This window comes from Embleya sp. NPDC059213 (genome assembly GCF_042754445.1).
Taxonomy (GTDB): Bacteria; Actinomycetota; Actinomycetes; order Streptomycetales; family Streptomycetaceae; genus Embleya.
The window spans coordinates 1-13,851 of the sequence record NZ_JBHZAV010000118.1 but is presented as its reverse complement, the minus strand read 5'-3'; the positions used below and the strand labels follow the sequence as shown (position 1 = coordinate 13,851).

Annotated in this window: 12 protein-coding genes; 11 read left to right on the top strand and 1 reads right to left on the bottom strand. The window is 70.4% G+C overall.

The genetic code is table 11. The annotated features are described in order from the left end of the window. Positions 1 to 94: 94 nt before the first annotated feature. The 7 genes from ACFXMF_RS32885 to ACFXMF_RS32855 all read left to right on the top strand — a co-directional run bounded on the left by ACFXMF_RS32885 (position 95) and on the right by ACFXMF_RS32855 (position 7,536). A complete protein-coding gene (locus ACFXMF_RS32885; protein WP_379990425.1) occupies positions 95 to 454 on the top strand; it encodes a hypothetical protein in 360 nt (119 codons plus the stop codon). After that, on the top strand, positions 454 to 2,499 hold the full coding sequence (locus ACFXMF_RS32880) for a hypothetical protein (protein WP_379990426.1): 2,046 nt from the start codon (positions 454 to 456) through the stop codon (positions 2,497 to 2,499). The genes ACFXMF_RS32885 and ACFXMF_RS32880 overlap by 1 nt, the downstream gene beginning before the upstream one ends. A 117-nt stretch (positions 2,500 to 2,616) precedes the next feature. Then, entirely contained in the window at positions 2,617 to 3,078 is a 462-nt protein-coding gene (locus ACFXMF_RS32875; protein WP_379990427.1) for a hypothetical protein, read from the top strand. A gap of 86 nt (positions 3,079 to 3,164) precedes the next feature. Continuing rightward, complete coding sequence (locus ACFXMF_RS32870) at positions 3,165 to 3,416, top strand: hypothetical protein (protein WP_379990428.1); 252 nt, start codon at positions 3,165 to 3,167, stop codon at positions 3,414 to 3,416. A gap of 178 nt (positions 3,417 to 3,594) precedes the next feature. After that, positions 3,595 to 4,593, top strand: a complete 999-nt coding sequence (locus ACFXMF_RS32865; protein ID WP_379990429.1) for a hypothetical protein — start codon at positions 3,595 to 3,597, stop codon at positions 4,591 to 4,593. Positions 4,594 to 4,685: 92 nt separating this feature from the next. Further along, on the top strand, positions 4,686 to 4,946 hold the full coding sequence (locus ACFXMF_RS32860; RefSeq protein WP_379990430.1) for a hypothetical protein: 261 nt from the start codon (positions 4,686 to 4,688) through the stop codon (positions 4,944 to 4,946). A gap of 208 nt (positions 4,947 to 5,154) precedes the next feature. Further along, entirely contained in the window at positions 5,155 to 7,536 is a 2,382-nt protein-coding gene (locus ACFXMF_RS32855; protein WP_379988479.1) for a DUF3987 domain-containing protein, read from the top strand. A gap of 829 nt (positions 7,537 to 8,365) precedes the next feature. Here ACFXMF_RS32855 and ACFXMF_RS32850 read toward each other — a convergent pair. Continuing rightward, positions 8,366 to 9,349, bottom strand: a complete 984-nt coding sequence (locus ACFXMF_RS32850) for a serine protease (RefSeq protein ID WP_360318168.1) — start codon at positions 9,347 to 9,349, stop codon at positions 8,366 to 8,368. A gap of 444 nt (positions 9,350 to 9,793) precedes the next feature. Here ACFXMF_RS32850 and ACFXMF_RS32845 point away from each other — a divergent pair, with 444 nt between their 5' ends. The 4 genes from ACFXMF_RS32845 (at position 9,794) to ACFXMF_RS32830 (ending at position 13,790) form a co-directional block, all read left to right on the top strand. Further along, the gene (locus ACFXMF_RS32845; protein WP_379988477.1) at positions 9,794 to 11,293 is read left to right on the top strand and encodes an ATP-binding protein; all 1,500 of its coding nucleotides are present in this window, start codon (positions 9,794 to 9,796) and stop codon (positions 11,291 to 11,293) included. Next, complete coding sequence (locus tag ACFXMF_RS32840) at positions 11,223 to 11,711, top strand: Rieske (2Fe-2S) protein (protein ID WP_360318174.1); 489 nt, start codon at positions 11,223 to 11,225, stop codon at positions 11,709 to 11,711. The genes ACFXMF_RS32845 and ACFXMF_RS32840 overlap by 71 nt, the downstream gene beginning before the upstream one ends. A 139-nt stretch (positions 11,712 to 11,850) precedes the next feature. After that, positions 11,851 to 13,047: a cytochrome P450 gene (locus tag ACFXMF_RS32835; RefSeq protein WP_360318176.1), complete on the top strand. Its 1,197-nt coding sequence runs from the start codon at positions 11,851 to 11,853 to the stop codon at positions 13,045 to 13,047. 161 nt (positions 13,048 to 13,208) lie between these two features. After that, entirely contained in the window at positions 13,209 to 13,790 is a 582-nt protein-coding gene (locus tag ACFXMF_RS32830) for a DUF4383 domain-containing protein (RefSeq protein WP_360318179.1), read from the top strand. Positions 13,791 to 13,851 lie beyond the last annotated feature (61 nt).

Here is a 13,851-nt window from a genome sequence, read left to right as displayed (position 1 = left end):
GTCCCGACCCGGCCCTCGTGGTCGGGGCGGGGCGGAGCGGGCCCGGCCTACGACCCGCCGATCACGACCGACCACACGACCCAGGGGGCCGTTCATGTCCAATCCGATCCTCGGTGACACCGAGCTGATCACCGATGCCGCGTTGCGCGAGTACTGCAACCGGGCGCGCAAGGCGTTCCGACTGCTGGCCATCGAACTCAACGTCAGCGCGGAGGAGTTGCAGTCGTTCCTGATGGAGGTCCCGGACCCCCCGGCGGGGAGCGGGCTGAGCCCCTCGCACAAGCGGGCTCGGCTGATCTCCGGTCACATCCGCACTGCGGCCGACGCGTCGCAGCACGCGGCGGCGTCGATGGTGCGCGCGTGGCGGAGCTTCGAGAAGCAGTACGAGCTGGAGATGAACCCGCAGAGGAAGAAGAAGTCCGCCCGCGCGTTCGGATTCGAGGAGAACAAGTAATGGCGGCCGGTCCTGCGGCGAAGGCCGCGACACAGGCCGCCGGGGCGGTCGTCTCCCGGTTGATGCCGTTCACCCCGCCGTGGCTGCTGGCCGGGGCGACATTCGGGGCAGCGAACGTGGCGCACACCGCGTGGGTGGATCAGCCCGGCCCGGTGATGGCCGCCACGCTCGCGTCGGCCGCGCTGACGGCCGGGACGGCGAAGGTGTCGCCGAACAGTGCGCCGTTGTGGCGGTGGCACGCGACCGTGACCACGGCGCTGGCGACGGGCGCGATGCCGTTGTCGGCGACGGTGGACCCGATGTCGCCGGGCGCGTTGTCGGCCTGGGCAATCCTGGGCATCGGGACCGCGCTGTCGTGGAACATCCGCAAGCTCACCCGCAACGGCGGGGAGACCAAGGCGCTGCCCGCCGGTGCCGGGTCGGATCTCTTCGACAAGGTCGCCCGCCTCAAGGGCACGAAGGTACTCAACCCGGTGGTCGAGGGTCAGAAGCTCACGGCCACGCTCGAACTCCCGCCGGGCGAGTTGACGGTGGACGACGTGCAGGGCTCGCGCAAGCATCTCGCCGGTGCGCTGGGGATCCACGAGCGCGGGGTGACCGTGCGGGAGGACCCGGAGCGGAGCGACCGCGCGCACCTGTCGATCGTGGTCAGGGACCTGCTGAAGGACCCGATCCCGTGGCCGGGTCCGTCCCGGCCGGGGGCGTGTATCTCGGAGCCGATCCGGCACGGCATCTACGACGACGGCCGCCCGGCCGAGTTCTGGCTGCCGGGCGAGCCGGGTGGGAAGGGCCGGCAACCGCGGCCGGTCACACACCTGTTGTTCTCCGGGATGACCGGCGCGGGCAAGGGCGAGTCGATGATCGACGTCGTCGCGGAGATCGCCACGCGGCGGCGGGTGGTGATGTGGATCGGCGACCCGGGGAAGGGCTCGCAGACCCTCCAGGACATCGCCGACGCGTTCGAGTGGGTCGCGATCGGCGCGGCCCGCACTCGCGCGCTGATCAACGCCCTGCCCGAGGTGATCACCGCGCGGGCCGACCAGCTCGGCCGCTGGGGCTACAAGCAGTGGGTGCCCGAGGTCTACGACCGATACGGGATGCCGTTCCTGTACGTGCAGATCGAAGAGGCGTCGCGAGTGCTGGCGGGCAACAAGGCGTGGGTGACGGCCGGGCAGGAGGCGCGCTCGGCCGGCGTCTCACTCGGCGCGTCGGCACAGGTCTTCGACCACACCGTCATCCCGCGCAAGAGCCGCGGTCAGTTCCCCGGCGGCCTCATCCACGGGCAGGGCGAGGACATCGACGCCTCGTATGTCACGCCGGACGAGATCACCGAGGCGGGCGGCGACCCGGTCCGCTGGGGCAACACCCAGCCCGGCATGCACTACCTGGTTGCCCCCGGTGTCCCGCGCGAGCTGTGGGCGACACCGGTCCGCTCGTACATGTCCGACCCGAAGAAGCTGCGCAAGGTCATCGCCGTCCACAAGGCCCTGCGCGCCGTCTCCGACCCGATCACCGCCGGGGCGGCCGGAAGCGCGTTCGCCAACCGCAACAACCCCGTCTCGCTCAAGGAGGCCGTGGCCGACGCCCGCTCCGACGCGGCCGGTTCGGAGGACAACGTGAACGAGAGCACCACCGACGACGCGACGGACGGCACGGACGCGCCGATCCCGTTCGAGCCCAAGGGCACCGGCGTCCAGGACGACGGCCTCGGCGACGTCGACATCGACATCGACATCGACGAGGAGATCCCGTCGACGGGCCGTCCGGCGGTCGCGCTTGCCGAGCCGACGCCGTTCCGGCGGAGTCGTGAGGTCTCGGTCGCCGCCCTGGAGGCGCGGATCGAGGAACTGCGGATCGAGGGCCGGGAGTCGTTCGCCCCGAACGACCTGTCGGCGGCTGTGACCAGCGTCGGTCGCAAACGGCCGTGGGCGATGGGCGAGTTGGCCCGGCTCATCGAGGACGGCCGCCTGGAGCGCCCGGCGACCGGCACGTACCGCTGGACCGACCGGTGGCAGGACGCGTCCGCCCTGGTCGGAGCGCCCTGACACCCCGGACATGTCACAACCCGTCTGACACCTCGCACACGTATGCGCACAGGGAAAAACGGGTGGGCCGACACCTCTGACACCTGACACCTGACACCCGTCCGGAAGGACACCGCGATGACGAACCACGCCCCTTCGCCCGGCCAAGCCGAGGCGACCGTCGCCCAGTTGCACCGGCGGATCGACGACACGATCGCCACCATCCGCGCGACCGACCAGAAGGCGGGCCTCGGGCTCGTCCTGGTCGGCATCGCCGCCGCCGCGCTCGCCCAGCTCGACCCCGCCGGCGTTTACACAGCGGCGTTCGGATTCGTGCTCGCCACCACCGCCATGGATCTCCTCGCGGTCCTGATCCCCCGGCACGGCAGTTGGCTCGGCGGCGACGTCCGCCTGCTCGACGCAGAACTGCTGGTCGCCCTCGTCGCGGTGAAGGACGAGCCGACCGAGCTCGCGCACGAGCTGCTGTCACTGATGAGCATCACCGCCCGCAAGACGCGGCTGTTCCGAGCCGCCGCCCTGCAACTGCTGCTGCTCGCGGTGGCGGTCACGGTCCTCGTACCGCTGCAGCACTACGTCTGACCAGGCCCCGGGGCGAGTCGCCAGCACCGCCAGGCATCGTCGGCCGCCCCGGGCCCTATCCGCATCACACGAGACAGGACCCCGCCATGCCCCGCATCCCCTGGACCCCCGAACAGCGGCAGGCCGAGATCGACGGCCTCGCGTCCACGCTCGGCACGACCGAGCGTTCCCTGCTGACCGCGAACCGGATCGCCGCCGACCTGTCCGCCACGGTCGAACACCGCGAGCAGGCCCGTATCTCCGCCGGTTGGTACGGCGAGCAGGTGGTCGAGTACACGCGCCTGCTCGACGGACTGCGCTCGGGCAAGGACCCCGGCGACCTCGGCTACCCGCGCTGACCGGCCGCTCTCCCCGGTCCCGGACCCCGCACCCCCGGGGCCTCGGAGGGCGACCGAACCGGCCACCCGTCCCGATCCGCCAACACAAGAGGTTCGCCCCGGAGCGACCGCCAGCACCGCCAGGCATCGTCGGCCGCCCCGGGCCCTATCCGCATCACACGAGACAGGGACCACCATCATGACCGAGAACGTCGAGACCATCCGCCGAAAGGCCACGATCCCCACGCCCGAGGCCGTCGCCGCCACCCTCGCGGTGGCGTACGACGTCATCTCCCCCCGCCACGGACGCACCGGCCCGTTCGCGAGCCTGCACGGCGCCACGGTCGCCGCCACCAACCTGGTCCTCGCCGAAACCCCCGACGCGTGGACCCGCGCGGTCGACCTGGTCGACCGCCGCGAGATCGAGATCGACCACGGGATCGGCGCGTGGGTCGGCAGCGGAATCTGCGTGGAGATCTCGGCGCCCTCGCTCGTCGGGGTTCACGACGCCACCACCGGCTGGTACCACCGCGGCGTCCCCGCCGACGAGATGGCCCCGGACGCCCGCGCGTGGGCGGTGGAGATGCTGCGTGTGCAGTACGGCGCCGCGCGCGACGCCTGGTCCAATCTCGCCGCCGAGACCGTCGCCCTGGTCGCCGGTCACAACCCCGCCTGTTACGACCACTCGATCGTGCCCGGCGAAACGGCGTGCGAGCGGTGCACGGCCGCGCGATCGACCGACACCTCGCCCGCGGTCCCACCCGCCGACGCCCGCACCGACATCGACATCGACATGCGGATCGTCTCGTTCGGCTACGGACACGGACCCGCCCCGATCGCCGACCTGACCTACGACCTCCGCAGGGGCTTCCGTAACCCGCACGCGGACCCGACCATGCGCGCGATGACCGGCCTGGACCACCCGGTGTACGACCACGTCCTCGTCACCCCCGGCATCGAGTTGGTGGCCCGGTCCGCCGCCGACCTCGCCGCGGACCTGCGCATCGAGTTGGCCGGCGGGCCGATCACCGTCGCGGCCGGGTGCGTCGGAGGCAGGCACCGCTCCGTCGGACTCGCCCGCCGCGTCGCCGAGTTGCTCACCAAGCGCGGCGCCGTTGTCGAGCTGATCCACCGCGACGTCCACTGGCCGCTCATGGACGACAACCGGCACACCGCCTCGGCCGCGCCGGGCCGGTAGCCCGCGCGACCGCGGTCCCGACCGGACCCACCCGGCCCGGCCAGGACCGCGGTCGCACGCAGCGACCCAACCCGACCACCCAGGAGCACACCATGTCGATCCTCACCTCACGCACCGGCGTCACCACCACCGGCGGGTGCAACGTCACCCTCGTCCCCAGCCAGGACTTCGGCTGGTTCGTCGTCTCCGCCTGCTGCACCGGCTGCCCCGCCGGTGAGACCTGGGACACCCAGGGCCGCGACACCCAAGCAGAGCGGGCACGCATCTCGGACACCGCCCGGACCTGGGCCGCCGGCCACGCCCAGACCTGCCGCGCACCGCGCCCCAACACCACCCTCGGCCTCTGCCGGTAACCCCTGCAACTGCGGTCCCGGCCGGACCCACCCGGCCCGGCCGGGACCGCCCGCGACATCAAACGCGAACGCATCGTCGACCAGCAGTGGTTCGAGACCCCCAGCGGCACAGCCGCCACGCGCAAGGCGAACTGCCTCATGCAGCAAGGGGCCGCAGAGGCCATCGCGTGAAATCCCCCACCGCACTGCACGATCGGATGAGATGCCGGTGACCGACACGACTGTGGCCCCGGGCCTCGTGCCCGGGGCCATCCCCATGGCTCAACCCTCTCGTTCCGCGTTCGACCGGATCACGGCCGCACTCCGGAATCGTGGACAACGCAACAGCGGGCCGAACTGGCAGTGCCCCGCCCATGACGACAACAATCCGTCGCTTGCCGTTTCTCGCAGCAGCGACGGCATGGCCGCCGTGCTCTATTGCCACGCGGGCTGCTCGGTCGAAGCCGTGGTCGATGCCCTCGGGATGACACTCGCCGATCTGTACGACGAACCACGCGGGGAATTGCGTGGTGTCCGCCGTCGGAAGGTCGCGGACTATCCGTACTGCGACGAGAACGGCGAGGTTCTCTTTCTCGTAGAGCGTTGGGAGCCCGGGAAGAACGGCCACGCCAAGGACTTCCTGCGGTCCCGACCCGGCGGCGAATACGGCACCAAGGGCATCCGCCAGGTCCTCTATCGACTGCCCGCCGTCCTGCAGGAGGCCGCCGCCGGCGGCACCATCCTCGTGGTCGAGGGCGAGAAGGACGTCGACAGCCTGACCGCCCTCAGCACGGTGGCCACCTGCAACCCGGGCGGCGCCGGGAAATGGCGGGAGGAGTACAGCCACGCTCTGCGCGGTGCCAGCTTGGTCGTCGTCATCGCCGATCGGGACGAGCCGGGCCGCAGGCATGCCGCGCAGGTAGCGGATTCGTTGCGTCGGTCCGGGGTTCCCGTGTCGGTGAAGGAACCGGCGAGCGGCAAGGATGTCACCGATCACCTTGCCGCCGGACTTGGTTTTGACGATCTCGTGGACACCGATCCGCGTCCCACAATTCCCACAATGCCTCCACGATCCCACGATTCGGGATCGGCTCACGTTTCTGGGGATTCCGGGACGCGGATCGACGACGAGTGGGACGAGCCGATTCCCGTCGACGTCCGACCGCTGCCGCCATTTCCGACACAACGTCTCGGCGAACTCGCCGAATTCGTCGACGCGACGGCCGCGTCGCTCCAAGTCCCGCCGGACCTGGTGGCGTTCGCCGCACTGGCAACAATCTCGACGGCGACCGGTGGGCGCCGTCAGGTGCGCGTCAAGCCGGACTGGCACGAGTCGCTTGCGCTCTACCTGGCTGCTCTTGCCGATTCATCCGACAAGAAGACGCCCGCGCTCAACGCCGCGGCGGCGCCGCTTCGTCGGATCGAGACAGAGCTGATCGAGGCGGCCCTGCCCGATCTTGAGGCAACCGCCCAGGAAATCCGGATCACACAGGGTCGGATGGCCAAGGCCGAGCAGAAGGCCGCCACTTCGGATCGTCCCGAGGACGCACTCTCGGATGCCGAGTCCGCGCGGATGAAGCTGCTTGAGCTGGGCGAGACTCCCGCTCCCCCGCGGTTGCTCATCCGGGACGCCACTCTCGAAGCGATCAGCATGCGCATGTCCGAGAACGGTGGCCGCATCGGCACGCTCGCGTCGGAGGCCGGGCTGCTCAAGGTCGCGGCCGGGATGTACGGCAACAAGGGCCAGGCCAACACGGACCTCCTGCTGGAGGCATACACCGGCAGCCCGTACACGATCGACCGAACCGGTCGGGCGTCCGCGCGCATGGACCGCACGTTCATCGCCATCGGTCTGCTCATCCAGCCCGGCGTCCTGGCCGGCATCGAGACGAAGAATCCGGAGTTCCGCGAGAACGGCCTCCTGGGCCGCTTCCTGTACGCCCGCCCCGCACCGACCACGGAAGACACCTTCGACTCGCCGCCGGTCCCACCCGAGATCGCCGCCACGTACGCCCGGCGCATCCGCGCCGTGGTCGAACGCGTCTGGAGCCACGACCAGGTCCTCACACTCGAACTCGACGAAGGCGCCCGAGCGCTCTTCGCCGACTTCTACAACGACTTCGCCCGCCGCCGAAAGCCCGGCGGCGACCTGCACGCCGTCGCCGACTGGGCAGGCAAGTTCCGAGGCCAACTCATCCGCATCGCCGCATGCCTCACCGTCTACGAGGCCCCCTCATCGACGCTGATCACGCGAGATCGCATGGCCGATGTCCTCGCTCTAGCCCCGTACCTGATCGCCCACGCCAAGGCCGTCTTCGACCTGATGGGAGCGGACAGTGAAACCCGTCTGACTCCGCTGCGCGACATGCTCACCTGGCTGCGGGGCCGACCTGAGCCGACCGGCGACTTCTCCGCCCGTGATGTGTGGCAAGCCGTGAAGGGGCGGCGTTGGGCGAAGGAGATGGACGACATCTCCGGTGCGTTGAACGATCTCGAAGAACACGGATGGATCGCTCAACTCCCCCCTCCAGAACGCGAACCCAGAAGCAGGGGTCGCAAGCGGTCTCCGAGGTTTTTGGTCAACCCACACATCGCGGCCGTCGACGCGTGACGGAGGCTCAACGGGGCGTACAGCAATGTCCGGCGCCTGAACGCCAGTTGTCTTTTGCGCTCCAGCCGGACCGGTAAGCTCGGCCCCGCAACAAACCCCACCTGTGCCGGGCGCATCGTGACCTCCGCGCGGGGCCCACGAACACGTGAGCCCAAAACCAGGAGGGGGTGATTTCGCTGACGACGGCCCAGTGGCTTAGGAAGCGAGATCTGCGCAGTCTTGCCGGGCGATCCGTTGCAGCGGTTCGTAGGTGGGCGGCCACGATCTACACGCTGCTACGTGTGGTCTGGGACCTCTACAACGGCAATGGCCCTGGCAGCTGATGCCACCAGGCCACTGCGTTGAATGACACGTGGGCCCCGTCCTTGCTACCAGGCTGGCGGGGTCTTCGTGTGTTTGGTGGTGGTCAACCAAGGCCGACGACACCACCGCTGACTTCGTCCCACGATGGGACAAGGCTAGATTCTATGCTCATTAGAACTCAACTCGTAGACGCCGCGTCTCCGGATTGAGACGCCCGCCCGAAACGGTCATGGGCGAGGAAGCCCAGTACATTCCGTCGCTGAACGCCACCACAGGCGCAGTTCTCGCGCCCCGGTGGGACGACGGCCGTGGGACGGCTCATGGGACGAAACGCAGTCAAAATCTGGGAATCCAGGGGTCACAGAGCGCCACTCACGAGGCATGTGCGCAGGTGGCAAGCCTAGGCCGCCCCGTCCGCAGTCCTCCTAAAGCGGGTGTCGCAGGTTCAAATCCTGCTGGGGGCACCGTGCCCGTACGGGTGGGAAACCCCGGCTTCGGCCGGGGTTTCGGTGTTTGTGGGGTCGCCTCAGGTCGTGGGGCTCACCTCGGCGGTGCCGGCTCGGTCGTACAGGGCGGCGATGTCGGGGCCGAAGTAGCTGCTGTACGAGGTGAGGTCGTCGCCGCCCTGCTCGTAGCCGCCGATCACGCCGATCACCGTGCCGCGGTCGTTCGCGGGGTCGATGTCCGTGATCATCGGGCCGCCGCTGGTGCCCGCCGGGAAGCCCGCGCAGTCGAAGCGCAGTTGGGTGTCGGAGTAGGCCGCGGTGGTGTTCTGGCAGCCGATCGGCTCGTCCTCGTCGTCCGGGTAGCCGACCAGCCGCGCCGGCCGCGAAGGCGAGGAGCCGAAGGCGAGTCGTTCGGCGCCCGTGACGGTCTCGATCCGCTCGTCCGAGCCCGGGCGGCGGACCTGAAGGAAGGCGACGTCGTAGGCCGGGTCCCCGTCGGTGACCCAGCGCGGATCCACGTCGATCCGGGACGGGACCCACACGCCGTACGGCATCACGCCGTCGTGATAGCCGGGCGCGAAGGCGATGTCGGTCGTGAAGGCGTCGCCGTACACGCAGTGCGCGGCGGTGACCACCAGGTTCCGATTCGGCGACTGCACCACGGTCGCGGTGCAGAAGTGCTCCGGGTCCTCCCCGTCGCCCGCACGCAACAGCGCGCCGATCGCCGGAGTCGCCGCGATCGTGCTCGCCTGGAGCGGTTCGGACGCCGGCAGCGGCTCGACCTCGGTCGAGGACTCGGTGGGCACCGGGGGCGCGGGCGCCGAGGGCGCATCGGTGGGCGCCGCGCCCAGCAGGTTCGCCGCGGTCCGGTCGCCCTCCGCGGGGTCCGGGAGGTGGTAGCCGCGGGAGGTGTCGCCGGTGCCGCGCGCTCGCGGATGGCCGGAGATCCGCCCGCCCGACGCCAAGGCGACCGCCACCAGCACCGCGAGCACACAAAGGGCGATACCGATCGCCGGTCGACGCCTGCGCGGGTTCGCCCGGGCATCCGCAGCCAGTCGGGACACTCGACCACCAATCTCAGCGGGTTACGGCCTCGGTTGTGGACGCTACCGGCTGGGTGGATACCCCGGTGGGGAGGAATCAGACCGATTGCCCGCACGGTCACCGGGTCGTGACGAAGTGTTCCTCCGACCGTCGCCCCAACGGGTGGGAGGTGGGCGACGGTCGCAGGAATCCCCCGCTTTTCTTCGTGTGCCGGCCCGGCGCCGTCTCTCCAAACGCGCCTGGCGACCCTGCGACCGTATCCCGAGGGCCGGCGACATCGGCACCCCGGTATGGGTGATTTATGACTGCCTTAAGAAACTTCCATGGTCCGTGCACCCTTTTCGAAGGCGCGTCCGGACCGGCCCGCCCGCATCCGGGCGGCCGGATCATGCCCTCGTGCCCCGGGCCCGGCGCTGCCACACTTTCCTTGTTCCACGAGGGCGGCCGGAGAGGCGGGGGTACCGATGGCTGGGTCCGAGGACTCGTGGTGGACGGTGCGTGCTCGGCTGCGGCTGATCTGGGTGCCGTGCGTGGCGGTCATGATCGCCACCGTCGCCGCGCTGGTGGTGGGCCTGACCCTGGACGGCGACGCGCGCTCACGCGGCCTGCTCCTGGTGCTGGGCATCGATCTGCTGCTCGTGGTCGGGTCGACGGTGCTGATCGAGAGCGCCTTGCGGCGTACGGTCGAGCAACCGCTCGCCCGGTTGGCCGATCCGACCCGGGAGCCGCCGGCCGGGCGCTACGACAGTCGCGAGTTCGACCGGATCGCCGACGTCATGGCGGCCCTGCGCGACCGGGCCAGGGACGGCGAGGACCGGGCGCACCGCGACCGCGCGAGGGTCGCCCGGCTGACCGAACTGCTCGCCGAACGGGACCGGACGCTGGACGGCGAGCGCACGCGGTCCCGCGAGCTGGTCCGCGAACTGGCCGAGCTGCGCGGCCGGGTCGAGGAACACGCGCGGCGGGCCCGGCTCGCCCAGGCCGACCTGGATCGCTTCGCGTACGCCGCGACGCACGACATGCAGGACCCGCTGCGGCGGATCGTCTCGTTCGGCCGGATGCTCCAGGAGCGCTACGAGGACGTGCTGGATCGACGCGGCCGGCAGTACATCGACTTCACCATCGACAACGCCCGCCGGCTGCAGATGCTGATCGACGAGATGGTCACCCTCACCGAGGTGGGCCGCTCACGCGCGGAGAACGCCGAGGTCGACCTGGGCGAACTGGTGCGGCAGACCTGGCTGGACATGGCGGACCAGGTGGAGGACACCGGCGCCGAGCTGGAACACGGGCGACTGCCGGTGGTCGAGGCCGATCCCGGGCTGCTGGCCACGCTGATCCGGCATCTGCTCGGCAACGCGGTGAAGTTCCAGCGCCCGTACGAGCAGCCGCGGGTGCGCGTCGACGCCGAGCCCGCCGCCGCCGGGTGGCGGATCACCGTGACCGACAACGGGATCGGCATCCCCACCGAGGCGGCGGAACGGGTGTTCGCGGCCTTCCAACGCCTGCACCCGCGCGAGACCTACACCGGCAGCGGCATCGGGCTCGCGATGGCCAAGCGGATCGTCGAACAGCACGGCGGCCGGATCGCCGTGGACACCGACCACACCGAGGGCGCCCGAATCGCCTTCACCCTGCCGGGCCACGTCGACGAACCCGACGGACCCAAGTCGGGCGGCGCCGGCCCGGACCCGAACGCGGTGCCCGGCCACCCGGTGGATCCGGCCGAAATCGCCGAGCCGATCGGGCCCGCCGAACCGGTCGTGGCGAACTCCGCACTCGTTGAACCCGTTCGCTTCACGGATCCGTCGAACCACGAGCCGCTCGCGTACGTTTCCGTTGCATCGGCGCCGCGTGACCGGCCGGCGTCGGGGACGACGACGGAGGCACCCGATGCGAACGACCGACCCGAACACCGAGCCGACCGGCACCCCACCGACGACCACGGTCGCCCGGACCGGTAGGGCCGAGCCGACCCGGCGGGTCCTGGTCTGCGGCGCCGTCGTGGCCGCCGCCGGAGCGACCCTGGTGGCCTGCGGCAGCGACGACGGCGACTCGAAGGACAAGTCCTCCGACGGCTCCGGCGGCGACAAGACGCTCGGTCCGGTCGGCGACGTGCCGGTCGGCGGCGGCAAGATCTACGACGACGCCAAGGTCGTGGTCACCCAGCCCACCGCCGGCGACTTCAAGGCGTTCACCGCGGTGTGCACCCACCAGCAGTGCCTGGTCGGCAGCGTGGCGGCGGGCAAGATCAACTGCCCGTGCCACGGCAGCAGTTTCGACGCGAGCACGGGTGCGGTGCTCGGCGGCCCGGCCCCGCGCCCGCTCGCCGCGAAGCAGATCACGGTCACCAACGGCCAGGTCGTCCTCAAGCCCGCGTAGGTCGGGGCGCCGAGCCCGGTGGGCCGGTCCGCGCCGCGCGGGTGGTGGACCGCCCGCGCGGCTATGGTTTCCGCTCCCGCTTCGTGATTGCGTACCCGAGCCCGTCCCGGGCCAGGACGCGATGCGGAGGACCCCACCCATGACGACGACACCGCCGACCCCGCGGCCGAGCCTGGATCTGCTCGACGGCGACTGGTACGCGAACGGCCCCTATCCGGACTACGCGTGGTTCCGCGAGCACGAACCGGTCGCCTGGGACGCGGGCAACGAGCTGTGGGGCGTCTTTCGGTACGCGGACGTCAAGGATGTCGAGGCGCGCAGCGACCACTTCGTCAACTCCGACCGGAGCAAGGGTGGTTACCGCCCGAACCTGCCCGCCGACCCGGCGATCATCGGCCTGGACAACCCGCTGCACAACAAGCGGCGCAGGCTGGTCAGCAAGTGGTTCACCCCGCGCGGCGTGCGCGAGTGGGAGGAGCACGTGCGCGCGACGTGCGTGGAGATCCTGGACGCCGCCGTGGCCAAGGGCACCGTGGAGGTGGTCGGCGACCTCGCCTCGGTGTTGCCCGCGAAGATGATCGGCCGCCTGCTGGGCTTCCCGGACGAGGACTGGCCGCGACTGCGCGACTGGTCCGAGCGCACCATCGCGCTCGGCGGCGGCCCGCGCTACCTGAGCGAGGACGGCCGGGCCGCGGCGGGCGAGTTCATCCGGTCGGCGCTGGGGCTGTACGAGGCGAAGAAGGCGTGTCCGGCCGACGACGTGATGTCGGTGTGGACCACGGCCCACATCGACGGCGAGCCGGTGGGGCCGGCCGACGTGGCGAGCGACTGCCTGCTGCTGCTCGACGGCGGCGCGGAGACCACCCGCACGGTGATCGCGCGCACCTTCCTGTATCTGCTCGAACACCCGGAGCAGTGGGAACTGCTGCGCGCGGGCGCCGACCTCGCGGTCGCGACGGAGGAGTTCATCAGGTACAGCACGCCGATCCACAACATGTGTCGGGTCGCGGTCGGAGACCAGCGCATCGGTGACACGGTGATCCCGGACGGACACCAGGTGGTGCTGATGTACGGCTCGGCCAACCGCGATCCGGCGGTGTTCGCCGAGCCCGAGCGGTTCGACGTGACGCGCACGCCCAACGACCACATCACCTTCGGTTTCGGCACGCACTTCTGCCTGGGTGCGCCGTTGGCCCGGCTGGAGATCCGGGTCTTCTTCGAGGAATTGCTCGCCCGGGTGCGCGAGCTGCGGGCGGTCCCGGACAGCGCGGTGGTCCAGATGCCGAACGCGTTCGTGTACGGGATCCGCGAGGCGCACGTGGAGCTGATCGGCTGAGTCGCCCGCCCGCCCGTCCGCTTGGGGCGTCGAACGAGTCGCGTGCGGCGTCGAACGAGGCGCGCGGGGTCGAACAAGTCGCGTGCGGCGTTGAACGAGTATTTCCGGGAAAAGGGATAGAGGGGAGTTTTCACCACAAAATTAAGTGTTGGGAGGCGACCATGACGGGCTTGTTGGACGAAGGATTGCCGGTCGATCACCGGCTCGGACAGGTCTACCGGTACGGCGGCGGGTTCATGGGGCTCGTGCTGATCACGTTCGGTGTCCTGGGCTTCACGAACAACGTCGGTTTCTTCTCCACCACCGGGCGCCAGGTCGCCGGGATGTCCACCAACGGCGCGCTGAGCCTGATCTCGGTCGTGGTCGGCGCGATCCTGATCATCGGCGCGATCATCGGCGGCAACACCGCCTCGACCGTGAACATCGTGGTGGGCGCGCTGTTCGTGATCAGCGGTTTCGTCAACCTGGGCCTGATCGGCACCCCGGACATCAACTATCTGTCCTTCGAGATGCCGAACGTGATCTTCAGCTTCGTGGTCGGCCTGCTGGTGATGACGTTCGGTTTGTACGGGAGGGTGAGCGGCCATCTGCCGCACGACAACCCGTACTGGCGCTCGCGCCACCCGGCGCAGGCGGCGCGCGAGGACGCCTTCCGCAACCGGGCCTCGGTGCTCTCCCGCGACGGGGCATCGGCGCTCGGCGGCGGCCCGACCCGACCCGGCGTCGCGGGTGGTCACCGGTAGGACCGCGGCGGGTCCGGCGGGTGGGCAGCGGACCGCATGTGCGTCGGCGCCGGATCGGCTC

Excerpts from the sequence above, each read along its gene's own strand:
- ACFXMF_RS32845 (WP_379988477.1), top strand. The coding sequence starts at position 9,794 with ATGGCTGGGTCCGAGGACTCGTGGTGGACGGTGCGTGCTCGGCTGCGG.
- ACFXMF_RS32870 (WP_379990428.1), top strand. The coding sequence starts at position 3,165 with ATGCCCCGCATCCCCTGGACCCCCGAACAGCGGCAGGCCGAGATCGAC.
- ACFXMF_RS32885 (WP_379990425.1), top strand. The coding sequence starts at position 95 with ATGTCCAATCCGATCCTCGGTGACACCGAGCTGATCACCGATGCCGCG.
- ACFXMF_RS32865 (WP_379990429.1), top strand. The coding sequence starts at position 3,595 with ATGACCGAGAACGTCGAGACCATCCGCCGAAAGGCCACGATCCCCACG.
- ACFXMF_RS32835 (WP_360318176.1), top strand. The coding sequence starts at position 11,851 with ATGACGACGACACCGCCGACCCCGCGGCCGAGCCTGGATCTGCTCGAC.
- ACFXMF_RS32840 (WP_360318174.1), top strand. The coding sequence starts at position 11,223 with ATGCGAACGACCGACCCGAACACCGAGCCGACCGGCACCCCACCGACG.
- ACFXMF_RS32830 (WP_360318179.1), top strand. The coding sequence starts at position 13,209 with ATGACGGGCTTGTTGGACGAAGGATTGCCGGTCGATCACCGGCTCGGA.
- ACFXMF_RS32875 (WP_379990427.1), top strand. The coding sequence starts at position 2,617 with ATGACGAACCACGCCCCTTCGCCCGGCCAAGCCGAGGCGACCGTCGCC.
- ACFXMF_RS32880 (WP_379990426.1), top strand. The coding sequence starts at position 454 with ATGGCGGCCGGTCCTGCGGCGAAGGCCGCGACACAGGCCGCCGGGGCG.
- ACFXMF_RS32860 (WP_379990430.1), top strand. The coding sequence starts at position 4,686 with ATGTCGATCCTCACCTCACGCACCGGCGTCACCACCACCGGCGGGTGC.